The following is a 26,040-nucleotide window of genomic DNA, read 5'->3' as shown; positions in this document are numbered from 1 at the left end:
CCGAAGCGGTGTCCGCCTCAGGTTGTACGCGGGGTGGTAGCCCCACCTCCTGAAGGTGGAGGAGGTGGAGCACGCCTCTGAGGGTTCGCCCCTGAGAAACCGCGCTCCCGCCGCGCCTCCGCCCCGCTTCTTCCCTACTCCTGAACCGCTTCTGCCTTGCTCCTGCCCCGCTTCCGCCGCGCTTCCGCCGCGTTTTCGCCCTAGCCGATCCGGGCCACCGGGGCGTGCACGAGGTTCCGGTCGATCACCAGTTTGCGCCCGCCGTGCTTCTCCTTCACGTTCCCCGCGTACTGGTGAATGCGCCGCTCAGGGCGCCACGCGTTCTTCGCGAGCACGGGCTCGCGGTACAGGTGCGGACGCGTGTGCCAGCGCGCGAACCACATCGCCGCCGGCAGATCCCGCACCCCTGCCCGCCGCGCCGTCTCCATGTGCCGTACGCCCGAGTCCGCACTGCTGTAGAACCCCGGTACGTACCCGAGCCTGCGCACCTCACGGTCCCAGGCTCGCACGAAGGCCAGAGTGGTGTTGCCGCACTTGGCCTTCCGGTAGGTGTACGCCTCCATGTCGAGATAGAGCGCGCTCTGCCGCTGCATCCCGAGCGCCTTCGCCTTCTGTACCGCGTCACGCCCTTCCCGCGTCCCCTGTCGCCAGGGATGCCGCCCGATGCGTACGCCCTTCTTGTGCTTCGCGGTGACACAGGGCGACTGCGAACCGACGTACACCGGAAGGACCTTCCATCCCAGCCCCCGCACCGAGCGCATCCAGCTGTGGGAAAGCTGCGGCTGGCGCTGGCACGCCCGGCCCCGGCCCGCGTAATAGACGCCCACCGCCTGGTAGTCGGAGGACTCCCAGCGGCGCATCGTGTCGACGGACGGGGCGAGGCAGGTGTCGAAGGCCCAGCCATGGAAGGTCGTGACCCCCGCCGCCCACGAAGCACTGGCCGCACGCCCCTCGGTCGCGGTCGCGCGCCCCTCATCCACGGCCGCACTCCCCTCAGAGACGGTCGCGCGCCCCTCGGCCACGGCCGCACGCCCGTCGGCCCCGGGTCTGTTCACGGCACCGACCGGTGGCGCGCCCACCGCCGGAGCGGTCAGGGCGACGGAGAGGACAAGGCCCATCATCAGCTTTTTGCAGCGCATAAGCCGAGTGAAGGGCCCTGAGCCCGTGTCCCGGCCGGGACACGCTCCGCGTTCAGCCGTCCGCCGCCAGAATCAACCCCGACGTGGGCACACCGGTGCCCGCGGTGACGAGCGTCCGCGCGGCCCCCGGTATCTGGTTCACGGACGTACCGCGCACCTGTCGGACCGCTTCCGCTATGCCGTTCATCCCGTGCAGGTACGCCTCCCCGAGCTGCCCCCCGTGCGTGTTCAGCGGCAGCGTCTCCTCGGCCACGAAGTCCGCCGCCTCACCCGGCCCGCAGAAGCCGAACTCCTCCAGCTGCATCAGCACGAACGGAGTGAAGTGGTCGTAGAGAATGCCCACGTCGATATCGGTGGGCGCGAGACCCGAATTCCGCCACAACTGCCGCGCCACCACGCTCATTTCCGGAAGCCCGCTCAGGTCGTCGCGGTAGAAGCTGGTCATCTGCTCCTGCGCCCGGCCCGCGCCCTGGGCCGCTGCCGTGATGACGGCGGGCGGGTTCGGCAGATCCCGGGCCCGCTCCACGCTCGTCACGACGATCGCCTGCCCGCCATCCGTCTCCTGGCAGCAGTCGAGGAGCCGCAGCGGCTCGACGATCCAGCGCGACGCGGCGTGATCGGCGAGCGTGATCGGCTTCCCGTGGAAGTAGGCGGCGGGGTTGGTCGCCGCGTACTTCCGGTCGGTGACCGCCACATGGCCGAAGACGTCGGGGGTGAGGCCATAGGTGTGGAGATAGCGCTGGGCCGCCATCGCCACCCAGGAGGCCGGGGTCAGCAACCCGAACGGCAGGGACCAGCCGAGCGCCGCGCCCTCCGCCGACGGCTCCCGGTGCTGCACGCCCGAACCGAAACGCCGTCCCGAACGCTCGTTGAACGCGCGGTAGCAGACGACGACTTCGGCCACCCCGGTCGCCACCGCGAGCGCCGCCTGCTGGACGGTCGCGCAAGCCGCGCCTCCGCCGTAGTGGACGCGTGAGAAGAACGAGAGCTCCCCGATCCCGGCCGCCTGCGCGACGGTGATCTCCGGGTTCGTGTCCATCGTGAACGTGACCATGCCGTCGACGTCGGCGGGCCCGAGCCCGGCGTCGTCGAGCGCCAGGCCCACCGCCTCCACGGCGAGTCTGAGCTCGCTGCGCCCCGAGTCCTTGGAGAACTCGGTGGCCCCGATCCCGACGACGGCGGCCTTCCCGCCGAGGTGGTCGCCCCTGCGTACGCTCATGCCACGCTCCCTGCCGAGGCTTCGTCGCCCGAGGTCCCGGCCGAGGTCCCGGCCGAGGAAGCCCCGCCCGGGACAGTGACAGTGACAGTGACCGTGACGGTGCCGGTGACGTGCTTGCCGATGCTGTTGGCCCCGGTCACCTTGACCGTGGCCGTGTCGCCGTCGACCTGCTCCACGGAACCGGTGAGCACCATCGTGTCGCCCGGATAGTTGGGCGCCCCGAGGCGGATCGCCACCTTGCGGAGGGTCGCCCCGGAACCGAAGTGGTCGGTGATGTACCGGCCGACCAGGCCGTTCGTGGTCAGGATGTTCATGAAGATGTCGGGGGAGCCCTTCTCCTGGGCCGCCACCGCGTCGTGGTGCACGTCCTGGTAGTCCCGCGACGCGATCGCACCGGAGACGATGAGCGTCCGGGTGACCGGAATGGTGAGCTCCGGCAGCTCGTCACCGACCCTCATGCTGTCTCCTCCTGCGCGAACTGAGTGCTCGGGCTGTTCGGGCTGGCCGGGCTGGCCGGGCTGGCCGGGCTGCTCGGGTTGGCCGAGCTACTCGGGTTGCCCGGGCTGTTCGGGCCGCTCAGGCCGCTCGGACTGCCCGGGTTGCTCGGACTGCCCGAGCCACTCGGGCTGCTCAGGTCGGCCCGCACAATCAAATCGCCCATCTCTTGCAGAACTTCACTCCCGCCACCCAGGTACGCGTCCAACTGCCGCCCCCATAGAAAATGCCGGTGTACGGGATGGTCGAGGTCGGCCCCCATGCCCCCGTGCAGATGCTGGCCCGCGTGCACGACCCGCTTGCCCGCCTCCGACGCCCACCACGCGGCGGTCAGCGCATGCGTGCCGTACGGCAGCCCGGCGTCACGCCGCCAGGCCGCCTCGTACGCCGTGACCCGTATCGCCTCGGTGTCCATATGCGCGTCCGCCGCCCGGAGCTGGACCCCCTGCTTGGCGGCGAGCGGCCGTCCGAACTGTTCCCGCTCGTTCGTGTGCGCGACCGCGCGGGCCAATGACCCCGCGCACACCCCGGCCTGCAGCCCGGCGAAGGCCGTACGCGCGGTCGCGAGGACGTCCTCGTACGCTCCTTGCCCTCCGATCCGCTCCCCAGGGGTGCCGTCGAGGACCAGCCGCCCCGCGGCCCAGGGCGCGGTCAACTCCACGGGTCCGGTGCCCGCGTCGGCCACCCGCACCCTCCACAGGCTGTGGCCGCCCCGCGGCGCCGGGTCGCGCACCGCCACCAGGACCTCCGTGGCATCCCGCAGCCACGGCACCCAGGGCACCACCCCGGTCAACGCTCCGGGCGATCCGCCGTCCGACGCCGAAGCCGAAGCCGACACCGATACCGACGCCGCCCCCACCCCCGCCCTCGCCCCCTCCACGGAGGCCACCACGCCACCCCGCGCCGGGAACGCCCCCGTCGCGACCGCCGTACCGTCCCGCAGCCCCGGAAGCAGCCGCCCCCGCTGCTCCTGTGTGCCGTGCGCCGCCACCGCGAGCAGCCCATAGACGCAGCTCGCCGCGAACGGCACCTGCGCGGTCACCCGCCCCTGTTCCTCAAGGAGCAGCACGAGCCCCAGCAACCCGACATCCTCCACCGCACCCGGCAGGCCCGCCGCGCACAGCGCCTTCCACAGCTCGGCGTCCGACCCTGTCCCCGCCGCCGCGAGCCGCTCGGGCGTGGACAGGTCCCCGAAGATCTCTCCGGCGAGGTCCCGTGCGGCGGCCTGCTCCTCCGTAGGTGTGAAGTCCATGTCAGACCCCACCCCCTGTCATGCCTTCGACCGCCCTGAACACCGGAAGTTCCAACTCTGCGTCCACCCGCTGGAATTCGAGCCGCACCGGCTGCCCGATCCGCACCTTGTCGCTCGGCACGCCGACCACGTTGCTGACCATGCGCACGCCCTCCGCCAGGTCGATGAGCGCGACGGCGTACGGCGGGTCGAAGGCGGGGAAGGGCGGATGGTGCATGACGACGTACGAGTAGACCGTGCCCTCGCCGCTCGCCTCGACCGTGTCCCAGACGAGCGACCCGCAGGCATTGCAACCCGGCAGCCAGGGGAAGCGCAGTGTCCGGCAGCCGCCGCAGCGCTGGATCAGGAGCTGGTGGCGGGCCACGCCCTCCCAGAACCCGGCGTTGTCGCGATTGATCACGGGGCGGGGCCGCTCGCCCTGTGATGTGCCCTGAGGTTCGCTCCGGGATTTGCCCTGAGGTGCACTCTGGGATTTGCCCTGAGGCGCGCTCTGGGATTCGCCCTCAGTCCTCCGCCGCTGCGCGGGCGCGTACTTGAGGATCCGGAAGCGGTGGGTCCCCGCCGGTTCGCCGCCCGCTCTGACGTCCATCCGGGTCGTGACGAAGTGGCCCGTCCCCAGCTTCGTCGTCTTGCGCTCCGACACCGACTCGATGACCGCGTCGAAGGTGATCTCGTCCCCCGGCCGAAGCGCCCGCTGATACTCCTGCTCGCAGTCCGTGGCGACGACCGAGATGTACCCCGCGCCGTCCAGGAGCGCGAACAGTTCTTCGTACGCCGCCGAGCGCCCCTGATGCCCCGAGAGACCGCCCATCGTCCAGGCCTGGAGCATGGTCGGCGGCGCGATCGGGTCCGCCCCCGCGTAGAGCGGATTGGTGTCCCCCATGGCCTCGCACCAGTGCCGGATCATCGGTTCGTTGACCGGATCCTTGCCCACGCCCGACGTGGCGGCCGCCCGCCCCTCGAACGCCTTCAGCGTCTCGTACGGAAGATACGAAGGAAGCGAAGGAAGCGAAAGATCAGTCATCGCCGCCCCCTCCGCATCCCGAGGCGCATCGTCGCCACGATCTCCCGCTGCACCTCGCTCACCCCGCCCCCGAACGTATTGATCTGGGCCGCCCTGTTCATCCGCTCCAACTCCCCCTCACCACCGGCGCCGAGCGCCAGGGACCCGGGTGAACCGGCCCGCACCAGACCCGCGTCGCCCGTCACTTCCTGGCATATCCGGTACACCTCCACGGCCGATTCGGTCCCCACGAACTTCACGCCGCTCGCGTCTCCCGGCGCCAGGACGCCCGCCCCGACATCTCCCACCAGGCGCCAGTTGAGCAGGCGCGTCGCCGCGAGGCGTGCCTGCGCTTCGGCCAGTCTCGACCGGACCCACGGGGCATCGATCCGGCGTTCACCCGTCACCGGGTCGGGCGTACGGGCGAAGGCGAGGGCCGCGTCGTAGAAGTCCTCGGCCTGCATGCCGATCGCGGCGAGCGCCACCCGCTCGTGGTTGAGCTGGTTGGTGATGAGCCCCCAGCCGCCGTTCTCCTCGCCGACGAGGTTCGTGGCGGGCACGCGGATACCGTCGTAGTACGTCGCTGTCGTCGTCAGGCCGCCCACGGTCTCGATCGGAGTCCACGAGAACCCGGGCGCGTCGGTCGGCACGAGGATGATCGAGATGCCTCGGTGCTTGGGAGCTTCGGGGTCGGTGCGGCAGGCAAGCCAGATCCAGTCGGCGTTGTGGGCGTTCGACGTGAAGATCTTCTGCCCGTCGATGACCCACGCGCCGCCGGGTGTCTCGGTGTCGCGCACCGCCCGTGTCCGCAGCGAGGCCAGATCCGTTCCCGCCGAAGGCTCGCTGTACCCGATCGCGAAGACGAGGTCGCCGCTCAGGATGCGCGGCAGGAAAGCGGCCTTCTGCTCCTCGGTGCCGTACTTCATGAGGGTCGGCCCGACGGTGTTCAGGGTGACCATCGATACGGGCGCGCCCGCACGGTAGGCCTCGTCGAAGAAGACGAACTGCTCGTCGGGGCCGCGCCCCTGCCCGCCGTACTCGACCGGCCAGCCGAGGCCGAGCATGCCGTCGGCCCCGATGCGCCGCAGCAGTCGGCGCTGTCCCTCCAGGTCGCCCCCTTCGGGCGGCCCTCCCGGCATCAGGTCGCGGAAGTAGGCGCGCAGTTCGGCGCGCAGCTGCTGTTGGCGTTCGGTGGGGGCGAGGTGCACGGCGGCGGCCTCTCCTTCGCGTACGGGCGCGTACGGGCGTCGCACCGACGGTGATTTCTGACTGTCCGTCAGAAACTGTTCCGGTGTCAAGAGATCACCCGCAAGCGAGGTCGGATCACCTCACGCGCGAGAGCGCCCCGAGACTGCCTGGGTCACGCGCGAGAGCGCCCCCGAGGCTGCCTGCGTCACGCACGAGAACACCCCCGAGGCTGCCTGCGTCACGCACGAGAACACCCCGAACGCGCCTGCGCGGCGGTGCAGATGCACCGCCGCGCAGATCGCCACCCACCCCATCGAGCGGACTCCAGGAGCTGGCCCCCCGTCCCGGAGCGCCCTCACTTCACCAGAGGTTGGTGAAGTTGACGGCGAGGTTCTCGTTCGACTGGTCGATCGCCGTGAAGGCCGAGCCGTTCACCTGCGCGGTGTTGTTCTGGTTCGAGGCGCCGGAGCCCACCGCCTGCTGCTGCGTCGTCGACGAGTTGCCGCTGTTGTTGCCCCCGACACCACTGCCGTTGACCGACGCCACGCCCGCATTCGATCCGTCGTTCGCGAAGGAGCCGTTGTCGGCTGTCGCGATACCCGTGAACAGTGCGGCGGCCAGGGGCAGGGCCGCGGCGGCAGCGATGACGCGGGCGGTACGGATGCTTGCCATGTCAATTCCTCCAGAACGGGGACACGCACCGGCGATGTTGCCGGGCGCACCTCAAGTGCGTTGTTTTCCAGGGCAGTTGGCCAACCGCCCCGAGGGGGTTCTGCACGACGTCGCGACTCCAGAGTTGCCCACCGAATCCCCGGCGAACCACCCCGGAAGCCCCAATTCCCCCGCAAGCGTGAGTACAAGGCGATAAACACGCCCCGCGCCCCCAAAGCCCCAGCTCAACCCCTAAGGCCCCGTCCAAACCCAAGCGCCGCACGGGCTGAAGCGTTCTGCCGCCTCTTGAAGATCTGCGGTCGCACCCGCGTGTCGCCCGTGCGCGGCGCACGCCCCTCTTCCTTTCTTCGAACACTCGTACGAAAATGAAGTCATGGCCACCATCGACCGCCATGCCACGGCGCTCGCTCTCGCCCACGCCCTGTCCGCCGCCGAGCGCGGCCTCGCCGTCATCCCGCTCTCCCGCACCAAGCTGCCGGCGCTCCGCTCCCCCCACCACGGCCAGCCAGAACCTGCCTCCTGCCACGGCGAATGCGGCCGCCCGGGACATGGCGTGTACGACGCGTCGACCGATCCGCGCCGCATCCGCGCACTCTTCGCCACCGCCCCCTGGGCCACCGGCTACGGCATCGCGTGCGGACTGCCCCCGCACCATCTGATCGGCATCGACCTGGACACCAAGTCCGGTACGGACGCTCCGGCATCCCTGCGGGAGCTCGCGCTGCGCCACCTGTTCACGATCCCGGCCACGGTCGTCGTGGCCACCCCGAGCGGCGGCCGCCACATCTGGCTCACGGGCCCGCCCGACGCCGTCGTCCCCAACTCCGCGGGCCGTCTCGCCCCCGGCATCGACATCCGGGGCGCGGGCGGCTACCTCGTCGGCCCCGGGTCGCGCACCGAGCACGGCGTCTACAGCACCGTGGCCGGCACCGCCCATCTCCCACCCGCGAGCTGCCCGCCCGCACTGCTGCGCCTGCTCACACCCCCGCCCCCTCTCCGTACTCAGCGCCCCGCCCTTCCCCTGGCATCGGTCCCGCGGGGCCACGGCCTGGTCCAGTTCGTGCTCGCCGCACACGAGGGCCAGCGCAACACCCGCCTCTTCTGGGCCGCATGCCGTGCCTACGAGAACGGCATCGGCGAGTCCCTGGCCGAGGAACTCGTCGACGCCGCGCTCCAGGTCGGCCTCACGGAACGCGAGGCCCGCTCGACGATCGCGTCGGCGGAGCGGCTCACGGGGCACGCGTGAGGGAGACCCGGCGAGGACGCGGTAAGGGACGCCCGCAATAGCGGACGCCCCTTACCGCACACATCCCCAGCCACGCGCGTCCCCAGCTGAGCGCATCCCTGGCCGAGCACATCCCTAACCGATCGCACCCCTAGCAGAGCATCGAGCGCACAGCCGCACGGTCGATGTTCGTCAGAGCGCGGACCAGCTTCGGGGTCAGGAAGACGATGACGAGGCCGACCAGGGACGCACCGGCGATCTGCGCCGGCGACTCCAGGTAGAACGCGTGGCGTTCGCCGCCGGAGGTGTAGTCGAACACCCGGTAGCCGGGCCAGCCGACGTAACGCGGGAAGACCCAGGTGTACGCCGGGAGGAGCGCGACCACCCAGCCGGTGACCAGGAAGGTCACGCTGAGGACGAAGGACACGATCCGCGTCGGGAACGTCACGACCTGGAAGAGCAGCGCCCGCCAGCCCGCCCCGTCCGCGAGCCGTGCCCGCATCCCCGCCCACGCACCCGCGTCCCGCGGCTTCTTCACAGGGCCGGGACCGGCGACCTCGAACCCCAACTGCGTCCGCGCCCGCCCCCGCTCGGCGGCCCCGAGCCCCCGCGCCCCGGCCAGCGCGGCAGCAAGCACCGGCAGCCCGAGCACGGTGACGAACAGGCCCACGCCGAGCGAGAACATCGTCACGGCGAAGGTGAATCCCACGATGGCGATGGGCAGCGACGCGACGGTGTAGCAGATCTCCCGGTACGTGGCGGCGGCGAACGGCGCCCGCCAGAAGCCCGGGGAACTCGCGGGGCGCACGGGGGAGGGAGCGGCTGCGTACCGCAGTGCACTGGTGCTCATGACGGGCCTCGAATCTTCGCGGTGGGGACGTACCGGGGACGCGCCCTGGTGATGTCCTCCAGGTTCGCGAATCCGAGCGGCCCGCGACATCCGGTGCCCCGGTCTCTCCGGGGTGTTGCTGGCACCACCCCGCCGCCGCCACCCGCGTCGCCACCACCCCCCGTCGCCGCCACCCCCTCTGCCATTCACCCCTGTGCCACCCACCCCGGAGCAAGGCAAAGGGTGCCTCTCAGTGAGAGGCACCCTTTTGGCCGACAGCACGTCGGCTTCCCTCGGTGAGCACGCGGCCCGCCGAAAGGCCGGGCGGACGAGAGAAACCGTCAGCCGTTGTAGCCGTCGAAGCCGTCGAAGGCCCCGTCGAGGGCGGTGCCGTTCCGGTACCCGCCGTCCGCCTGACCGGCGGTGGTGATCCCGTAGGGGCCACCCATGTTGGTGAAGCTCTGGCCGGCGTGGCGGCCCTCGCTGAAGGTGGTGCTGTGGTCGTCATCGGCGACGGCCGGGCCCGCGGCCAGGAATCCGGCGACGGTGGCGACGGCGAGGGCAGATGCGATGCGCTTCAACACGAGTTTCTCCTCTGAGACGAATCCAGTGATCCCCCGCAGAGAACGAGACCGCACTCGGCCTGCGCCTCCTCCTAGGCACGCCGGGCAACGGCCACGTGGAGTACTACGTTCATCCTTTCATCCAACGCGACTTGACCAGCTCCCAAGCCGCGCGCCACCGGCCAGCGCCGGCGAGCCACCTGAAAAAGCGAGAGCCTCCGACCGATTCAGCTGGTCAGAGGCTCTTCACTGCTGCGGTGGGTGTGGGATTTGAACCCACGGTGACTCTCGCCACGACGGTTTTCAAGACCGTTCCCTTAGGCCGCTCGGGCAACCCACCCCGCACCGCCCACCAGGGGCGAAGCGGCTACAGCGTACCCGCATGGGGCTATTGGCAAAGACCGTGGGCCACAGGGCGGCCACGGGACAGCTGTACCAGGGTTCTCATCGTCCGCGAAGAGAAGGGCAAAAGCGGTGTCCGGCGAACCGCTGAAGAGTAGTGTCCCGGACACGAAGGGTGATCTTCTTTCGTGGGCCGGTCCGTCCGTGCGGCACTCGGCCCGCTTCGGCAAACCGGGGGACGAGGATGAGCAGGGAAGAGAAGATCACCCGCACTCTCGTGGAGCTCGCCGACACCATGGCGGACGACTTCGACGTCATCGACTTCGTGGAGCTGCTGACCTTCCGCTGCCGCGACATCCTTGACATCGCGGACGCCGCTGTCCTGCTGGCATCCCCGGAATCGGACCTGTACAACCCGGCAGCCTGCGGCGCCGATCCCGCAAGGGCCGCGGTACTCGATATGGCCGTACGCGAAGGCCCCGCCGTCCACGCCCACCGCACTGCCGCCGCCGTCACCCCCAGGTACCTCGGCAGTGCTCCCGCCGTCTGGCGCGACTTCACCTTCCAGGCCCGCGCCGCCGGCTACACCTATGCCGGTGCCGTGCCCCTGCGGTTACGCCAGGAGCCCCTCGGCAGCCTGCTGCTTCTGCGCACCGGCCATGCTCCTTTGCCGGCCGCCGACCTCTCTCTGGCACAGGCGTTCGCCGACGCGGCCGCCATCGGCCTGCTCCACGCCCGTGTCCTCCAGCAGGCCGACACCCTCACCGAACAGCTCCGTACCGCGCTGCACAGCCGCATCCTCATCGAACAGGCCAAGGGCTTCCTCGCCGCCCGCCGCGGTATCTCCCCCACCGAGGCCTTCGAGACCTTGCGCCGCCACGCTCGCCATCACCGCACACGACTGGCCACCGTCGCCCAAGAGGTCATCGCCATACGGGATCTCCCCCACGCACTGCCTGCCGTCGGCGATCCAAGCCAGGACGCGTCGGGCACATGAGAGTCGGGCACATGAGTAGGGATGCGCTCAGGGACCTGTCGCACGCCCCGTCGCTCGGCCCGTCGCACGGCAACTGCTGAGGAGGCATGATGCCCAACTCGGTCGACACCTTGGAAAGCGCCAACTCCTTCGAGCGTTGCGAGCATCTGTGCCGCATGGCCCGGGATGCGTTCGGCAGGGCCCACCAAATGCGGTCCGACGCGGTGGAGATGCGACTGCGGGCCGTGCAAACCCGCGCGGACCGACAGCAGCGGCTCTCTTCGCTCCGACGCGAGGACGGTACGACTGAGTCCGCTCCGCCCAGCGCACCCCTGCCCGCCAGCACAGCGCCGACCGTACAGCTCACCGCTCTGGCCGCCTTCGTGCACGCCCGCCTGGACGAGGAGGCGGCTTCCGCCGACCTGTTCCACGAAACCGACTGCTCGGCGGCCGAAGTGCCCGGCAGCCACGGACCGCCCGGGTGCGGCTGCCGCACCCCGCACCACATGCACCAGAAGATCGCTGCCCGCCGGAGCATCGCCCACATCAGTGAGACCGCCGTCCGCGAAGCCGACCACACCGCCCCAGGCTGGCCCCGCAACGAGATGGACGCCCTGCTGGATCTGCAGATACTCGCCGTGAACTACGAGCTGCACTCGCTGTGGCAGGAGGAATGGCGGCCATGACTTCCACAGTCCGCGAGCCGCAAGCCCTGGCAGATACCCGGCTGGCCACTTCGCGGTGAGTCGACGCGTCGGCCTCAAGGGCCGTCCTCCCCGCGCCGCCGCTCAGAGCGGTGCGGGGAGGGGACAGGAGCAGCTGCAGGTCAGCTCTCGCCCTTGCGCTGGCCCAGGACCACGTCGACCTTGTGCTCCTTGCCGTCGCGCTTGTACGTGATCTCGACGGTGTCGCCCGGCTTGTGGGTCCAGATCTGACCGATCAAGGTCGGGCCGCTGTCGATGACCGTGTCGTCCAGCTTCGTGATGACGTCGCCGGGCTTGAGTCCCGCCTTGGCCGCGGGGCCGTTCGGAGTGACCGCCTGCGAGTCGCTCGCGCCCTTCTGGGAGATCGTGGCGCCGCCCGAGCCCTCCTCGAGGGAGACCGACGCACCGATCACGGGGTAGACGGCCTGACCGTTCTTGATGAGCTGCTCGGCGACGTACTTGGTCTGGTTGACCGGGATCGCGAAGCCGAGGCCGATGGAACCGGACTGGCCGCCGCCACCGCCGAGGCCGCCGCCGCTCTCCGCGGGCTTGATCGCGGAGTTGATGCCGATGACCGCGCCGCCCGCGTCGAGCAGCGGGCCGCCGGAGTTGCCGGGGTTGATGGAGGCGTCGGTCTGCAGGGCGCTCATGTACGAGCTCTTGTTGCTCGCGCCGTCGCTGGAGGTCACCGGGCGGTCCTTGGCGCTGACGATGCCGGTGGTGACCGTGTTCGAGAGGCCGAAGGGGGCGCCGATGGCGATCGTCGAGTCGCCGACGGCCACCTTGTCGGAGTTGCCGAGGGGGAGCGGCTTCAGATTCGACGGCGGGTTCTTGAGCTTGATGACCGCCACGTCATAGCCCTCGGCGCGGCCGACCACCTCGGCCTCGTACTTCTTGCCGTCCGAGAACGTCGCCGCGAGCTTGCCGCCTTCGGCCGCGGAGGCCACGACGTGGTTGTTCGTGAGGATGTGGCCCTGCTTGTCGTAGACGAAGCCGGTGCCCGTGCCGCCCTCGCCGTTGCCGCCCTGGGCCTCGATGGTGACGACGCTGGGCAGTGCCTTGCCTGCGATGTCGGCGACCGTACCGGGGTCGCGCTTGAGGTCGGCCGGGGTGTTCGACGCGGAGACCGTCGTCGAGCCCGTGCTGTTGTCGTTGCGCTCGGCGGCCCAGAAGCCGATGCCACCACCGACACCGCCGGCGACCAGCGCGGCCACGAGCACCGCGGCGATCAGTCCACCGCGTCGGCCCGCGGGCTTGGGCTCCTCCGGGTGCTGCGCCGCGTACGACGCGCCCCATCCGGCTCCCGAGCCGCCGTCCTGGGCGTACAAAGGAACCGCGGGCGGCGGCGGAGGCGGCCAGGCTCCGGTCCCGGCCCCGGAGGCGTGCGGGGGCGCGCCGACGGGGGCACCGGCGTGCGCGGGAGCCTGGTGTCCCGCCGGGTCCTGGGCGTGCCCCGCGGAAGACGGCGCCACGGAAGACGGCACCGCGGGATCGGGCGCGGCGGAAGCGGGCGTCGCGGGCTCGGCGGAAGCTGCGGGGGTTTCCACCGGCACAGGAGGCGCTGACGGGGCCGGGGGTACCTCGTTGCCCTCGTTCTCGGTGCTCACAGCTCTTCTCCTCGGTCCACGCTGTCGTTCTCGGTCACGGCCTGGCTGTGCCAACTGTGCATGTGTCTGCAGTCAGCTTTTCCCATGGGCTGTCAGGGCACCATAAGCCGATCCTGTGGATCCGGCTCTGTGTGCGCCACCCCTTGGGCACGCTGCGGGTACCCCGTGATGGCACCATGACGCGGTGACCCTCGCACGACAGCACCAGATCCAGGTCGTCGCCCACCGCGGAGCCTCCGAAGACGCACCCGAGCACACGCTGGCCGCGTACAAGAGGGCGGTCGAGGACGGTGCCGACGCTCTCGAATGCGATGTACGCCTCACCGCGGACGGGCACCTCGTCTGCGTCCACGACCGTCGCGTGAACCGTACGTCGAACGGCCGAGGAGCCGTGTCGGCCCTGGAGCTCGCCGACCTCGCCGGTCTCGACTTCGGCTCCTGGAAGAACGACCACGGTGAGGCCGACGAAGGCCCCGACTGGGAGGACACCTCTGTCCTCACCCTGGAGCGGCTGCTCGATCTTGTGGCCGAAAGCAACGCATCGGGGCGCAACGTCCAGCTGGCCATCGAGACCAAGCACCCCACTCGCTGGGCGGGCCAGGTCGAGGAAAGGCTGCTCCTTCTACTGAAGCGCTTCGGTCTGGATTCCCCACCGGCCGACGGCCCCTCTCCCGTGCGCGTCATGAGCTTCTCCGCGCGCTCCCTGCACCGGGTGCGGGCCGCTTCCCCCACCCTGCCGACCGTCTATCTGATGCAGTTCATCTCGCCGCGCCACCGCGACGGCCGCCTCCCCGAGGGCGTTCGGATCGCCGGTCCTGGCATGCGGATCATCCGCAATCACCCCGCCTACGTGGCCAAACTCAAACGCGCGGGGCACCAGGTGCACGTGTGGACCGTGAACGAGCCCGAGGACGTCGAGCTCTGCGCCGAACTCGGCGTCGACGCCATCATCACCAATCGCCCCAAACAGGTGCTGTCCCAGCTGGGCCGCCGCTAACCGCAACCTCGTCGATTACGGGGTGTGCACCGGCGCGTTCGTTCCGTATTCGATCGTCACGAGTGCGTCACCGCACAAGGATTGGCCGGTTTCCGGTCCAGTCCATTGGGGCATTCACACCGTGGCGTGGGGCGAAGGAGGTCTCGGGGGTGGCGTTGGTGGTGGCACGGGAGGTGCCCGCGTCGTCGAGTATGGCCGTACCTCATGGCCCGTCGGGCGTGGGGGAAGCAAGGCACCGGATGCGCGATCAGCTGCGTATGAACGGGATGCCTGAATCGGTCGTCGACGATGCCGTACTTGTCCTTTCGGAATTGCTCAGCAATGCCTGTCGGCACGGCAGGCCGCTGGGCGAAGGAATGGTGGGCGACGGTGACGTCCGGGCCGCCTGGCACATGGACACGACGGGACGGCTGACGGTCGAGGTGACGGACGGCGGTGGCCCGACCCGCCCCGTCCCCGCCACGCCCTCGGTCACCGCGCACGGCGGTCGCGGGCTCAACATCATCACGGCACTCGCCGACGCGTGGGGCGTGCGCGACGACACCCACGGCGAGGTCACGGTGTGGGTCGTCGTCCATGCGGGGCACCGCCACGAGGACTTCGCTACGCGCGTCGCGCCCCCGTCGCGCGCCGCGATACCGGACCTCGCGTACGCGGACCCCTTCGACGACCGCGATTGATCGACGGCTGCGGCTGGTCGACGGCTGCGACTGATCGACGACCGCGGCTGATCGACGACTGCGGCTGACGGCCTCGGCACAGATCCCGACCCACGGCCCCTACCCACGACCTCGACTTGGCTCAGGCCGACGCGGGCCGACTCAGGCCGATTCCCGGCCCCCTGTGGGTGAGCGACTAGGCTCGCGCCCGTACGCCCAAGACGTACGAAGAGCCACGCTGGAAAGCCGCATCCGGGAGACACCCAAGATGGCCAAGAAGCGCCCTCAGACCAAGGGCAAGCAGCCGCAACTGACGGACGGGCAGGTCCCTGTCGTCGGTGCCCGCGAACCCTGCCCCTGCGGTTCGGGCCGCCGTTACAAGGCCTGTCACGGCCGGGCCGCCGCGCACGCGGTGACCGAACTGGTGCAGCGCCCCTTCGAAGGCCTGCCCGGCGAGGGCGACTGGGTGGCTCTGCGCGAGCTCGTCCCGGCGGCGACCGTCGAACTGCCCCTCAAGGACGGGCTGCCCGACGGCGTGCCCTCCGTGTCCCTGGCGACCGTCCTTCCGATGGCCTGGCCCGCGCTGCGCCGCGACGACGGCTCGGTCCTGCTCGGCCTGCAGAACGACACCGCGTCCGGCGACATCAGCCGCGACCTCGCCGACACCCTCCAGCGCGCCCTGACCGCCGAGCCCGGCTCTCCGGTCCAGGCCCGCCGCGCCCCCGCCGACGGACCGCGCCTGCAGGACGTCCTCGACCCCGACGGCGTATTCCAGCCGATCGTGCACGCGGGCTTCGAGTTCTGGGTGCCGGACTCGGAGAACGCGTCCACGGAGGTCTCCGCGTCCCTGGAGCGGGCGAACGCCGCCGCGATCCCGACCGTGAAGCTCTCCGGCGTGGACTCCGCGTACTGGTGCGAGACCCCGGAGAAGAACCACCTGCGCTGGGTCATGCCGCACCCCGAGGAGCAGCTCCTCGACGCGCTCGCCCGGCTGCACGCGGCGGGTAAGTCGAGTCTCGGCGAAGGCACCCGTCTGGTCGGCTCCTTCCGTGCGCACGGCCTGACGGTGCCGGTGTGGGACCTGCCGACCGGAATGAGCGCCGAGGACATCGAGAAGCCCGCCGCCGAGTTCGCCGAGCGGCTCGCGACAGCGCTGGAGAGCGATGCCCCGCTCACGCCGGAGGAGCGCCGGGCGCGCGGCGGTCTCACCAACCGCCAGGTGACGCTGAGCTGACCCACCAGTCAGTCGGTCGGGGCGCGTGACCCCTGTCACAACTCCCCGTCGTCGCAGGTAAATCCCTGTCTGGATATCCGAGATCGAATTTGCCCAGAGCAGATCTCTTGTTACCGTTCAGATAGCCCGGTTGCTGGTGCATCCCCCGTCGCCAGCAACCGGGCGCTTGCATGTCCGGCCCTCCGCCCGGCCTGACCTGCGGTATCAACTGGCGTTCGGCCGCCCGGAGTTGCTTCCGGAGCGCAGGAGCAACGGTCCGCCACTCCCGTCGGCGAACTCCACCACCGCCGAATACGCCTCCGCATTCCCCGTCGTACGCTCCCGCGGCGTCTCGCACGCCCCCGGCTCGTCCGCCGCACCCACCGCGCAGTGCATCTGCACGGTGCGTCCGCCAGGACCCATGAGGGTCAGTACGGCGTCCAGGTCGTCGCCGGTCGTGTTGCGGTAGTACGTGCGTCCCCAGGTGTCGTGCCCCTGGGTCAGGACACAGGTCTGGGCTTCGATGCCCTTGGGCGAGGTGAGTTCGGGGCCGCATTGGGCGGCGCTGTCGAGGCCGAGTCCCGCGAGGAGCGACGCGCCCTCCGTAGCGGACCGTTTCGAAGTCGGCTTCTCCGTAGAGGGCCGTTTCGAAGTCGACCGCTCCGTAGAGGGCTGTTTCGCGTCGGGGTCCGGCGCCGCCCCCGGCGCCGTGTCCGTCTGCCGCTCCAGCGGCTTGGCTTCGGCGTCGCCGTCGCCCACGGGCCCCGCGAACGCGCCGGCGAGCGGCAGGAGAACCGTAATGGCCACGACGCCCATGAGCGCGATCAGGCGGGGGTTCATGGGCCCTGACACTAACGACGTTTGATGGACGTCCGGCGCGCCGCACGCCCATTTCCCCTACAACTCGGGCGCGCTCACACCCGTACGAGTGAGGGCGTCGACCACCGCGTCCACCACGGCCTCGACATCGGGCACCCACGGCGCCGCGGATCCGGGCAGCGGAGCCCGCTCCCAGGTCACAGGACCCTGGCCCGTCTCGGAGGGGGGCAGGGCGAGATATCCGCCCTCTCCGTGGAAGCGCAGAGAACCGGGGACGTAGTCCTTGGCGTACAGCAGTTCGCCCAACTGCTCCATGGAGTACGGCGCGACGAGCAGGAAGAGGCGGGCGGGGGTCGCCACGACCGGGCCGAGCCTGATGCCCATCTGGTCGAGCGCGGCCAGGGCGCGCGCACCCGCGATCGCGGGCAGGCTGACGGCGCACGGAGCGCTGCCGCCGGTCGCGAGCACGATGGGCGCGTCCGGGCGGTTCGTCCACCACCAGCGCACCATGCGCTCGTCGGTCGTCGCGGCCAGCAGGCCGGGATCGAGAGGATGCGCTCCTGGCACTGTGCAGTCGGGGTCGGGGCAGGTGCAGTGGGTACTGTCTCGCCGGTCGAGCCCGACGCCCGGCACCACGGACCACTTCCATGCCGTCGTGAAGGTCAAAGCCGCGCCGAGCAGACCGGGACTCTGGTCAGACTTCCTGCCGGTGAGCCTGGACAGGAGCCTGCGTCGCCTTCCGAGGATCTCGCGCATGAGCGCTCGTTCCTTTCCGTTTACACGCCGAGGAACACGGCGGGCCACATCACACCATGTGTGGATCACTTCGCTGTGCGTAGAACTGGCGCATCACACCCCAGCCTGCGGCATGGGGAACCCCTAGGGGGCCGAGCGTTAGCGTGGCGTGGGGTGGCGGTGCCTGGCGTTTGCTGTCCCGCGTACTTTTCGCCGCCTCCCCCACGGGAGGATGGGGCACGGTCGTCGTGAGTTAAGACGCCCGGTTCCTTCACCAGGTTCCGGGCGGATCTCAACTGCCCCTGGTCATCACCGAGTACGTACCCATCACGGCCGCTGTGACGCGCCTCCCGAGCCTGAGGGCTTGAGAGGTACCCCCTTGTTGAACAATCTCAGTCGATCGCAATAGACCGCCGCCTCGGTCGCTTTTGAGCCAAGTTAACAAGATCGCTGATATGCCCCAGAAATCCCACGGACACCACGAATCCCAGCTGGACAATGCTGGACATCCCCTAACCAGTGCGTGTAGATGTGGAGAACATTGCTAGCGGCGCAGAACGACATGGGGGTTTGCGATGCTATTGAGCAATACGCACCGGCCGGAAAGCCGTCAGCCATGAACCCTCCGCATCTTCCGAAAGTGGCCGGAATCGATTCAACTGTTCCGTCACCAGCCCACACTGTCGCGCCCGCACCACAGGTCCAGGCCGCACCCACCCTCATGATCCAGGACCGGCTCGCGGGCTGGATCTCCGATCTGACCACCCTGCAGGAGCTCACCGAGCGCCTGGCCCGGACGGTCACCCTCGACGAAGCCCTGCACGAGCTCCTGCACGCCGGAGCCGCCCTGGTCGGCGCCCGCCGCGGCCTGCTCGTCCTGGAGCCCGGCGACCGGCTCGGCCCCGACACCACCATCGGCCTCGGCCTCACCCGTGCCGACCTCGGCCACATCGAGACGGTGCCCCGCGCCGCCACCGCCTTCGGGCGGCTCCTCGACGCACCGTCCGCGCCGCCCGGCGCCGAGACCGAGATCGTCAACGCCGATCTGCTCGCCGACAGCACCCTCGACCCCCGCCACCGCGAGGTCGCCACCCGCCTCGGCTACGCCGCGAGCTACGCGCTGCCCCTGTCCTCCGAGGCCACGGGCCGGATCGGCGCCGCCGTCTGGCTGTACGACGAGCCCGCGGAGCCCGGCGAGCGCCAGCGCCACCTCGTCGGCCTCTACGCGCGCCAGGCCGCCGAGCACCTGGCGCGGCTGATCGAACTGGACCGCGCCCGCACGACCGAGTCCACCCTGCGCGAAGAGCTGCTGCCCTCACGCCTGCCGCGGGTCGCCGGGGTGCAGCTCGCCGCCCGGCACCGCACCTGCGCGCGCGGAGGCGGCGACTGGTTCGACGCGCTGCCGCTGCCCGACGCCGCGCTCGGCCTCGCGGTCGGCTCCGTCACCGGGTCGGGACCGAGCGCCGTCGCCGCGATGGGGCGCCTGCGGGCCTCCTTGCGCGCGTACGCCGTGATGGAGGGCGAGGACCCCGTCGCCGTACTGTCCGATCTGGAGCTGCTCCTGCGGCTCACCGAGCCCGCGCGGTCGGCGACCGCCCTCTTCGCCTACTGCGAACCGGCGCAGCGCAAGATCGTCCTGGCGGGAGCGGGGCACAGCCCGCCTCTGGTGATCGGCGAACGGCGCACGGAGTTCGTGGAGACCTCGCTCTCGGCGCCGCTCGGGATGCTCGCCTGCTGGGAAGCGCCGAGCGTGGAGTTCAAGACCGAGCCTGGAGAAACGGTGCTTCTCTACACGGACGGCCTGCTGCACCGCACCGGCGACCCGATGGACCGGGCCTTCGCGCGGCTGCACGCGGCGGCGGCGAGCGTGCCGAAATCGGTGCGCGACGACCCGGACGCGCTCGCCGATCACGTCCTGCGGACGATGCTGCCGGACGGGCTCGACACGGCCGACAGCGACGAGGACGTGGTTCTGCTCGCGGCCCGCTTCGAGTGACGTCCGCGATACGGCATGTAATGGGCCTTCCAGCTCTGGGCCCCCTTCCGTACGCCCGTACGATGGAGGGGGTCCAGTGTCGTACATAGGAGGCAGATCGTGTCGGAGGAGCTCATTCGGGAAAACCCGGAGAACCCGGAAGGCCTGGAGATCGAGTCCGAAGAAGAGCCGATCAAGCAGCGCAAGAACGGGCTGTACCCGGGCGTCTCCGACGAGCTCGCCGAGAACATGAAGTCCGGATGGGCCGACACCGAGCTGCATGACCTGCAGCCGATCGCCCAGGCCGAACACACCGCCGCACGCCGCGCGGCGCTCTCCGCGCGCTTCCCCGGCGAGCGTCTGGTGATCCCGGCGGGCAATCTCAAGACCCGCTCGAACGACACCGAGTACGCCTTCCGCTCCTCCGTCGAGTACGCGTACCTGACCGGCAACCAGACCGAGGACGGCGTCCTGGTCCTGGAGCCGACTGACTTCGCCGACGGCACGAGCGGCCACGAGGCCACCATCTATCTGCTGCCGCGCTCCGACCGCGAGAACGGCGAGTTCTGGCTGGACGGCCAGGGCGAGCTGTGGGTCGGCCGCAGGCACTCCCTCACCGAGGCCGAGACGCTGTACGGCATCCCGGCGTCCGACGTGCGCGAGCTGCCCGCACAGCTGCGCGAGGCGACCGGTTCCGTCCGGGCCGTCCGCGGCTACGACGCCGGTATCGAGGCCGCTCTGACCGACAAGGTCACCGCCGAGCGCGACGAGGAGCTGCGCGTCTTCCTCTCCGAGGCCCGGCTGGTCAAGGACGAGTTCGAGGTCGGCGAGCTGCAGAAGGCGTGCGACTCGACGGCCCGCGGCTTCGAGGACGTCGTACGCGTCCTGGACAAGGCCGAGGCGACCAGCGAGCGCTACATCGAGGGCACGTTCTTCCTGCGCGCCCGCGTCGACGGCAACGACATCGGCTACGGCTCGATCTGCGCCGCGGGCCCGCACGCCACGACGCTGCACTGGGTGCGCAACGACGGCGCCGTGCGCTCCGGGGAGCTGCTGCTGCTCGACGCCGGTGTGGAGACGCACACGTACTACACCGCCGACGTGACGCGGACGCTGCCGATCAACGGCCGCTTCGACGAGCTGCAGCGGAAGATCTACGACGCCGTGTACGAGGCCCAGGAGGCCGGCATCGCGGCGGTGCAGCCGGGCGCCAAGTACCGCGACTTCCACGACGCCGCACAGCGCGTGCTCGCCGAGAGGCTCGTGGAGTGGGGGCTCGTCGAGGGCCCGGTCGAGCGCGTCCTGGAGCTGGGTCTCCAGCGCCGCTGGACCCTGCACGGCACCGGTCACATGCTCGGCATGGACGTCCACGACTGCGCGGCCGCGCGCCGTGAGACGTACGCCGACGGTGTCCTGGAGCCCGGCATGTGCCTGACGGTCGAGCCCGGCCTGTACTTCCAGGCGGACGACCTGACGGTGCCGCAGGAGTACCGCGGTATCGGCGTGCGGATCGAGGACGACATCCTCGTGACGGCCGACGGCAACAAGAACCTGTCGGCCGCGCTGCCGCGGCGTGCCGATGACGTCGAGGCGTGGATGGCTGAGCTCAAGGGCTGAGCATCCTGCCGGACCAGGCCGCTTCTTTAACCGGACCGGGCCTCTTCTTTAAGAAGGGGCCCGGTTTCGCGTTCCGGGGGGCCAGGGCCTAGCGCTCATCCTCGCCCGCCACTTTGGCGGTGCTCAGGGCGATGCGGTTCCAGGTGTTGATGGTGAAGATCAGGGCCAGGACGTGGCCGAGCTCCGTCTCGTCGAAGTGCGCCGCCGCGCGGGCGTAGACGTCATCCGGGACTCCGCCCTGGTGGACGAGCGTGACGGCCTCGGTCAGGTCGAGCGCCGCCTGCTCCTTCTCCGTGAAGAATTTCCTGGCCTCGCGCCAGACGCCGACCATGTGCAGCCGCACCTCGTCCTCGCCCGCCTTGCGCGCGTCGGAGGTGTGCATGTGCAGGCAGTAGGCGCAGCCGTTGAGGAGCGACGCGCGGATCTGGATCAGCTCGACCAGGGTCGGGTCGAGGCCCTCGCGGGCGGCGGCGTCGAGTCCGATCACGGCCTTGAAGGCCTTGGGGGCGGCCTTGGCGAAGTTGAGACGGGGGGTGTGGGCGTGGGTGTGGGTGTGGGGCAGCGCGGAGGTCTGGGTGGCGGTCCGTGCGGAGGCCTGTGCGGAGGGCTGCGTGGCGGTCTGTGCGGCGGTCTGTGCGGCGGTCTGTGTGGTGTTCTCGTTGTTCGTCATGACCATGAATCTACGGGCCGGAAAGACCTCGGCTAGGGTGCACTTTCATGGCGGAATCATGGGTCAATTTGGCCGAGCGCATCGGGAGTGACCTGCACCTGGAGCTCTCCGGGGCGGGAGGCCGCCGCGCCGTGCTCATCCGCGCGCTGCGCGACGCCGTGCGCGAGGGGCGGCTCGCTCCGGGGACGCGGCTTCCGCCCTACCGCTCCCTCGCCGCCGATCTGGGCATCGCCCGCAACACCGTCGCCGACGCCTACGCCGAGCTGGTCGCCGAGGGCTGGCTGACCGCGCGGCAGGGGTCAGGCACGCGGGTGGCCGAACGGGCGGCGCCTCCCGCGCGCGGCCGCCTCCCCAAGCGGGCGCCCGCCCGACCGACGACGCCCGCGGCGCCCACGTACGACCTGCGCCAGGGCCAGCCGGACGCCGCCTCCTTCCCGCGCACCGCCTGGCTCGCCTCGGCCCGGCGCGCCCTCAACTCCGCGCCGAACGAGGCCTTCGGACCAGGTGACCCGCAGGGGCGCGTCGAGCTGCGCCGGGCGCTCGCGGGCTACCTGGGGCGCGCTCGCGGGGTGCGTACCGACCCGGAGCGGATCGTGGTGTGCTCCGGGTTCGCGCACGCCCTGCGGCTGCTGTTCGGGAGCGGGGGAGGCGGGGTGTTGCGCGGTCCTTCCCCCAGCTCTCGGCTTCGCTCGGGCAGGGGACACCCCATCGCGGTGGAGTCGTACGGGCTCGGCTTTCATCGGTCGATCCTCGACACCGCGGGCGTACGGACGGTTCCGCTCGGCCTCGACGAAAAGGGCGCCAGGATCGAGGAGTTGACCGAGAGTCAGCGAGTCCGGAGCGTGCTGCTCACGCCCGCACACCAGTTCCCTACCGGTGGCCCCCTGCACCCGTCCCGGCGCGCGGCGGTGATCGACTGGGCACGTACCCGCGACGGCCTCGTCCTGGAGGACGACTACGACGGCGAGTTCCGCTACGACCGGGAGCCCGTGGGCGCCGTACAGGGGCTGGATCCCGAACGCGTCGTCTACATGGGCTCGGTGAGCAAGAGCCTCTCCCCGGGGGTGCGCCTGGGATGGCTCGTTCTGCCCGAACACCTCATCGAAGGAGTACTCGCGGCGAAGGGCGAACGGGAGGCGTGGGTCAGTGTCATCGACCAGCTCACGCTCGCCGACCTCATCGAGTCGGGCCACTACGACCGGCACATCCGCCGCATGCGTCAGCGCTACCGCCACCGCCGCGATCAGCTCGTCACCGCCCTCGCCACGCACGCCCCGCACATCAGCCCGACCGGTGTCGCAGCGGGCCTGCACGCCGTCCTGCGGCTGCCGCCCGGCACCGAACAGTCCACGGCGAAGGCGGCCGCCTGGCAGGGCCTCGCGCTGGAGGGCCTCGCCGAATTCCGCCACCCTGAGGCCACGATGCCCGCGCCCGACGGTCTGGTCGTCGGCTACTCCACGCCGCCGGAGCACGCCTACGGAGCGGCGCTCGAAGCCTTGTGCAGGGCGCTGCCACCCGGCTGAGCGGCGGGAACCTTCAAGCGCCCTCAGGCCGTGACGAGCGGCGTGTCCTCACGCCACTTGAGGATCTTGTCGAAGCTGATCACCGCGCCGCCCCTGCCCCCCGGCCTGTTGCCGAAGTGCACATGATCGGCGAGCTCCTGGATGAGATAGAGACCCCGGCCGTGTTCGGCGGTGTCGGATGCGCGCTGCGCGACGGGAACGAATCCTGGACCGGAATCAGCCACTTCGATGCGGCACTTCTCGCCGTCGAGGTACGCCGTCACCCGATAGGCACCGGCCGCCCCCTCGGAGACCGTCGCCCCGCCGTGCTCCACCGCGTTGGCACAGGCCTCGCTGAGAGCCACCGACAGGTCGTACGAGACGTCGGGATCCACCCCCGCGGTCTCCATCGTGCCGATCAGGAGCCGACGGGCCAGCGGGACGCTCGCAGCTTCGCGCCGCAAATGGAGAGACCACCACATGCTCATGCTCCAGCCTCCTGGCCGCGGCTCGACATACCGATACGTATTGCCGCAAGCGCCGGTGTATAAGCGCGCAGTTGACGTGATGCCGCCCATACGGCCGACGCGCGGACGACTCGGGACGGTGTAGACACGTCCCCCACAAGGCACTTCGGAGCCCCGAGGAGAAATCCGCAAAGACACCCATTCGGTGCTGATGGTTATTGATCAGCACCCATCGGCATCCACTAGCGCTCATCGGCATGCCTCGTCGTGTATCGGCACGGATCGATACGCATCGGCGCGTATCGGCACGCACGGGAGCTTGCGGACCTGCCGTATGCGGCGGGTAAGCCCAGTGCAATGATGTTCCGGCCATGACTGCCCCCCACCAGCGCGAGGTGCGCGCCGGATTCGATCTCCGGCTGCTGAGAGCCGCGGTGTTCGCCGTGCTCTGCGTCGTGCTGTCCGCCGGGGGCCATGTGCTCGCTTCCTGCGCCGCCGTCCCGCTGTGGACACTCGGCGTCGGCTTCATCGCCGTCCTCGCCGTCGCGGCACCGCTCGCCGGGCGTGAGCGGTCACTGCCGGGCATCGCCGCCCTGCTCGCCGCCGGCCAGGTGGGCCTGCACGCGCTCTTCGGGGCCGGCCAGCACGGCGGCTCCGCGGTGGCGACCACCGACACCTCCCTGGTGGAGCGTGCCGCGCGTCTGGTGTGCGGGGCGGGTGCGGCCAACCTCAGCCCCGCCCAGGCACACCGGATCCTGACGACGTCGGGCCTGGAGCCGGGCGGCGGGGCCGCGGGCCACGCCATGCACCAGCACAGCGCCCCGGCCGCGGCGACGGCGGCGGACACCGCGATGGACTCGATGTCGCTGCTCCCGTCGCTTCCGATGCTCCTGGGGCACGTACTCGCCGCCGTCGCCGCCGGATGGCTGCTGCGCCGCGGCGACATCGCGCTCCTTCGACTCGTGCGGCTCTCGGCCCACGGGGCGTACGGAGTCGCCGAAGGGGCGCTCGTACGTTCCCTGCGCGGGGCGCTCGCACTCGTACGCGCCCTGCGAGCCGGCCTCCCCGGAGCGCCCGGCGTGGAGGCCCGGACTCCGCGCGCCACCTTCCTCGTACCACCGAAGCCGCACACCACCGCGCTCCAGCACACGGTGACCAGGCGGGGTCCGCCGGCCGCCGCCGCACTCGCACTCGCTGCCTGACGCGACGCACTCCTGCCGCAGCACTACGGAGAGGTGCGTCACGCCTTGCGGCGTCCACGCGCGCGTGCCGCTCGGTTCGTCGCCGCGCCCTCTCCCCTGATCACCACTGCTGACCCGGTCAGCACTGCTGGTCACCACCGCTGAAAGTGGAGTGTTCCGCCATGTCTGCTCTGTCTGCTCTGTCTTCTCTGTCCGGCCTGTCCTCCGTGAAGGGCATGAAGGCCTCCCGCGTCTCCGTCGTCGGTGGCGTCGCCGCCACCGCCGTCCTGCTGCTCTCCGTCCCCGCCTTCGCGCACGTCAGCGTCACGGCCGAGGGCGAGGCCGCCAAGGGCGGCTACGCCACGGTCAACTTCAAGGTGCCGAACGAGATGGACGACGCCGCGACCAACAAGGTCGAGGTGTCCTTCCCCGAGGACCACCCGCTCGCCTCCGTCATGACGCAGCCCGTACCCGGCTGGACCGTGAAGGTCACCAAGGCGAAGCTCGACAAGCCGCTGGAGATGCACGGCGAGAAGATCGACGAGGCCGTCTCCAAGGTCACCTGGACCGCCGACGGCAAGGGTGTCCAGCCGGGCTCCTTCCAGAAGTTCCCGCTGTCCATCGGCGCGCTCCCCGAGGACGCCGACGAGCTGGTCTTCAAGGCCGTACAGACGTACGACAACAAGGACGTCGTCCGCTGGATCGAGCCGCAGCAGAAGGGCCAGGAGGAGCCGGAGCACCCGGCTCCGGCCCTCGCGCTCACCGCCGCCTCCGAGGACGGCCACGGCGCCGCCGCCTCACACGACGACGCCAAGGAAGACGCGAAGTCGGGCGACAAGAGCGAGTCCGCCGCCGCCTCCGACAGCAGCGACTCCACCGCCCGCGTCCTCGGCATCGTCGGCATCGTCGTCGGCGCCGCCGGCGTGGCGTTCGGCGTGCTCGCCGGACGTCGGCGCACCAACAGCTGAGCCACTCCTTCGGGCCGCACCGG

25 protein-coding genes and 1 tRNA gene are annotated in these 26,040 nt (G+C 70.5%); 11 read left to right on the top strand and 15 right to left on the bottom strand.

Annotated features, from left to right (window positions below; all coding sequences use genetic code 11):
• Window positions 1–200: 200 nt before the first annotated feature.
• The 7 genes from ACZ5CR_RS21825 to ACZ5CR_RS21795 all read right to left on the bottom strand — a co-directional run bounded on the left by ACZ5CR_RS21825 (window position 201) and on the right by ACZ5CR_RS21795 (window position 6,968).
• A complete protein-coding gene (locus ACZ5CR_RS21825) occupies window positions 201–1,139 on the bottom strand; it encodes a glycoside hydrolase domain-containing protein (protein ID WP_468859800.1) in 939 nt (312 codons plus the stop codon).
• A gap of 52 nt (window positions 1,140–1,191) precedes the next feature.
• Complete coding sequence (locus ACZ5CR_RS21820) at window positions 1,192–2,358, bottom strand: lipid-transfer protein (protein WP_468859798.1); 1,167 nt, start codon at window positions 2,356–2,358, stop codon at window positions 1,192–1,194.
• Window positions 2,355–2,816, bottom strand: a complete 462-nt coding sequence (locus tag ACZ5CR_RS21815; RefSeq protein WP_468859796.1) for a MaoC family dehydratase — start codon at window positions 2,814–2,816, stop codon at window positions 2,355–2,357. The genes ACZ5CR_RS21820 and ACZ5CR_RS21815 overlap by 4 nt, the downstream gene beginning before the upstream one ends.
• Window positions 2,813–4,105: an acyl-CoA dehydrogenase family protein gene (locus ACZ5CR_RS21810; RefSeq protein ID WP_468859794.1), complete on the bottom strand. Its 1,293-nt coding sequence runs from the start codon at window positions 4,103–4,105 to the stop codon at window positions 2,813–2,815. The genes ACZ5CR_RS21815 and ACZ5CR_RS21810 overlap by 4 nt, the downstream gene beginning before the upstream one ends.
• A 1-nt stretch (window position 4,106) precedes the next feature.
• Window positions 4,107–5,129 (bottom strand): bifunctional MaoC family dehydratase N-terminal/OB-fold nucleic acid binding domain-containing protein, encoded by a 1,023-nt coding sequence (locus ACZ5CR_RS21805; RefSeq protein WP_468859792.1) that lies wholly within the window; start codon window positions 5,127–5,129, stop codon window positions 4,107–4,109.
• On the bottom strand, window positions 5,126–6,316 hold the full coding sequence (locus ACZ5CR_RS21800) for an acyl-CoA dehydrogenase family protein (protein ID WP_468859969.1): 1,191 nt from the start codon (window positions 6,314–6,316) through the stop codon (window positions 5,126–5,128). Before ACZ5CR_RS21800 ends, ACZ5CR_RS21805 begins: the two co-directional genes overlap by 4 nt.
• Window positions 6,317–6,656: 340 nt before the next feature.
• Window positions 6,657–6,968: a hypothetical protein gene (locus ACZ5CR_RS21795; RefSeq protein WP_389902912.1), complete on the bottom strand. Its 312-nt coding sequence runs from the start codon at window positions 6,966–6,968 to the stop codon at window positions 6,657–6,659.
• 373 nt (window positions 6,969–7,341) lie between these two features.
• On the opposite strand from ACZ5CR_RS21795, the gene ACZ5CR_RS21790 reads away from it, so the two are divergent.
• Entirely contained in the window at window positions 7,342–8,214 is an 873-nt protein-coding gene (locus ACZ5CR_RS21790) for a bifunctional DNA primase/polymerase (protein ID WP_468859790.1), read from the top strand.
• A gap of 130 nt (window positions 8,215–8,344) precedes the next feature.
• Here ACZ5CR_RS21790 and ACZ5CR_RS21785 read toward each other — a convergent pair whose 3' ends face one another.
• The 3 genes from ACZ5CR_RS21785 to ACZ5CR_RS21775 form a co-directional block, all read right to left on the bottom strand.
• Entirely contained in the window at window positions 8,345–9,043 is a 699-nt protein-coding gene (locus ACZ5CR_RS21785; protein ID WP_468859788.1) for a sensor domain-containing protein, read from the bottom strand.
• 320 nt (window positions 9,044–9,363) lie between these two features.
• Window positions 9,364–9,606, bottom strand: coding sequence for a hypothetical protein (locus tag ACZ5CR_RS21780; protein ID WP_468859786.1), 243 nt, complete (start codon window positions 9,604–9,606; stop codon window positions 9,364–9,366).
• A 234-nt stretch (window positions 9,607–9,840) separates the two neighbouring features.
• Window positions 9,841–9,925 (bottom strand) — tRNA-Ser (locus ACZ5CR_RS21775).
• 246 nt (window positions 9,926–10,171) lie between these two features.
• On the opposite strand from ACZ5CR_RS21775, the gene ACZ5CR_RS21770 reads away from it, so the two are divergent.
• Both ACZ5CR_RS21770 and ACZ5CR_RS21765 read left to right on the top strand, forming a co-directional pair.
• Entirely contained in the window at window positions 10,172–10,924 is a 753-nt protein-coding gene (locus ACZ5CR_RS21770) for an ANTAR domain-containing protein (RefSeq protein ID WP_468859784.1), read from the top strand.
• An 86-nt stretch (window positions 10,925–11,010) separates the two neighbouring features.
• Complete coding sequence (locus ACZ5CR_RS21765) at window positions 11,011–11,589, top strand: DUF6221 family protein (RefSeq protein WP_468859782.1); 579 nt, start codon at window positions 11,011–11,013, stop codon at window positions 11,587–11,589.
• 140 nt (window positions 11,590–11,729) lie between these two features.
• Here the strand turns inward: ACZ5CR_RS21765 and ACZ5CR_RS21760 are convergent, their stop codons facing one another.
• Window positions 11,730–13,214 (bottom strand): S1C family serine protease, encoded by a 1,485-nt coding sequence (locus ACZ5CR_RS21760; RefSeq protein WP_468859780.1) that lies wholly within the window; start codon window positions 13,212–13,214, stop codon window positions 11,730–11,732.
• 184 nt (window positions 13,215–13,398) lie between these two features.
• Between ACZ5CR_RS21760 and ACZ5CR_RS21755 the strand changes: the two genes are divergently transcribed.
• From ACZ5CR_RS21755 to ACZ5CR_RS21745, 3 genes are all read left to right on the top strand, one after another.
• A complete protein-coding gene (locus ACZ5CR_RS21755) occupies window positions 13,399–14,211 on the top strand; it encodes a glycerophosphodiester phosphodiesterase (protein WP_468859778.1) in 813 nt (270 codons plus the stop codon).
• 62 nt (window positions 14,212–14,273) lie between these two features.
• Window positions 14,274–14,891: an ATP-binding protein gene (locus ACZ5CR_RS21750; RefSeq protein ID WP_468859776.1), complete on the top strand. Its 618-nt coding sequence runs from the start codon at window positions 14,274–14,276 to the stop codon at window positions 14,889–14,891.
• A 247-nt stretch (window positions 14,892–15,138) separates the two neighbouring features.
• Complete coding sequence (locus ACZ5CR_RS21745) at window positions 15,139–16,104, top strand: DUF5926 family protein (RefSeq protein ID WP_468859774.1); 966 nt, start codon at window positions 15,139–15,141, stop codon at window positions 16,102–16,104.
• A gap of 204 nt (window positions 16,105–16,308) precedes the next feature.
• Here ACZ5CR_RS21745 and ACZ5CR_RS21740 read toward each other — a convergent pair whose 3' ends face one another.
• Window positions 16,309–16,923 carry a hypothetical protein gene (locus ACZ5CR_RS21740; RefSeq protein WP_468859772.1) on the bottom strand — a complete coding sequence of 205 codons (615 nt, stop codon included), beginning with the start codon at window positions 16,921–16,923 and terminating at the stop codon, window positions 16,309–16,311.
• Window positions 16,924–16,980: 57 nt separating this feature from the next.
• On the bottom strand, window positions 16,981–17,658 hold the full coding sequence (locus tag ACZ5CR_RS21735) for a bifunctional DNA primase/polymerase (protein ID WP_468859770.1): 678 nt from the start codon (window positions 17,656–17,658) through the stop codon (window positions 16,981–16,983).
• A gap of 541 nt (window positions 17,659–18,199) precedes the next feature.
• Here ACZ5CR_RS21735 and ACZ5CR_RS21730 point away from each other — a divergent pair.
• A complete protein-coding gene (locus ACZ5CR_RS21730; protein ID WP_468859768.1) occupies window positions 18,200–19,633 on the top strand; it encodes a PP2C family protein-serine/threonine phosphatase in 1,434 nt (477 codons plus the stop codon).
• 99 nt (window positions 19,634–19,732) lie between these two features.
• On the top strand, window positions 19,733–21,229 hold the full coding sequence (locus tag ACZ5CR_RS21725) for an aminopeptidase P family protein (RefSeq protein WP_468859766.1): 1,497 nt from the start codon (window positions 19,733–19,735) through the stop codon (window positions 21,227–21,229).
• A gap of 88 nt (window positions 21,230–21,317) precedes the next feature.
• On the opposite strand, the gene ACZ5CR_RS21720 is transcribed toward ACZ5CR_RS21725, so the two are convergent.
• Window positions 21,318–21,905: a carboxymuconolactone decarboxylase family protein gene (locus ACZ5CR_RS21720; RefSeq protein WP_468859764.1), complete on the bottom strand. Its 588-nt coding sequence runs from the start codon at window positions 21,903–21,905 to the stop codon at window positions 21,318–21,320.
• A gap of 41 nt (window positions 21,906–21,946) precedes the next feature.
• Between ACZ5CR_RS21720 and pdxR the strand changes: the two genes are divergently transcribed.
• Window positions 21,947–23,422 (top strand): MocR-like pyridoxine biosynthesis transcription factor PdxR, encoded by a 1,476-nt coding sequence (gene pdxR, locus ACZ5CR_RS21715; protein ID WP_468859762.1) that lies wholly within the window; start codon window positions 21,947–21,949, stop codon window positions 23,420–23,422.
• A gap of 23 nt (window positions 23,423–23,445) precedes the next feature.
• Here pdxR and ACZ5CR_RS21710 read toward each other — a convergent pair whose 3' ends face one another.
• Window positions 23,446–23,889 (bottom strand): ATP-binding protein, encoded by a 444-nt coding sequence (locus ACZ5CR_RS21710; protein ID WP_389902870.1) that lies wholly within the window; start codon window positions 23,887–23,889, stop codon window positions 23,446–23,448.
• Window positions 23,890–24,239: 350 nt separating this feature from the next.
• Between ACZ5CR_RS21710 and ACZ5CR_RS21705 the strand changes: the two genes are divergently transcribed.
• The gene (locus ACZ5CR_RS21705; RefSeq protein WP_468859760.1) at window positions 24,240–25,070 is read left to right on the top strand and encodes a hypothetical protein; all 831 of its coding nucleotides are present in this window, start codon (window positions 24,240–24,242) and stop codon (window positions 25,068–25,070) included.
• Window positions 25,071–25,285: 215 nt separating this feature from the next.
• Window positions 25,286–26,017, top strand: a complete 732-nt coding sequence (locus ACZ5CR_RS21700; RefSeq protein ID WP_468859967.1) for a YcnI family copper-binding membrane protein — start codon at window positions 25,286–25,288, stop codon at window positions 26,015–26,017.
• The last annotated feature ends 23 nt before the right edge of the window (window positions 26,018–26,040 follow it).

This window comes from Streptomyces sp. NPDC031274, from assembly GCF_055570235.1.
This window is presented reverse-complemented; position numbering and strand designations above follow the sequence as displayed.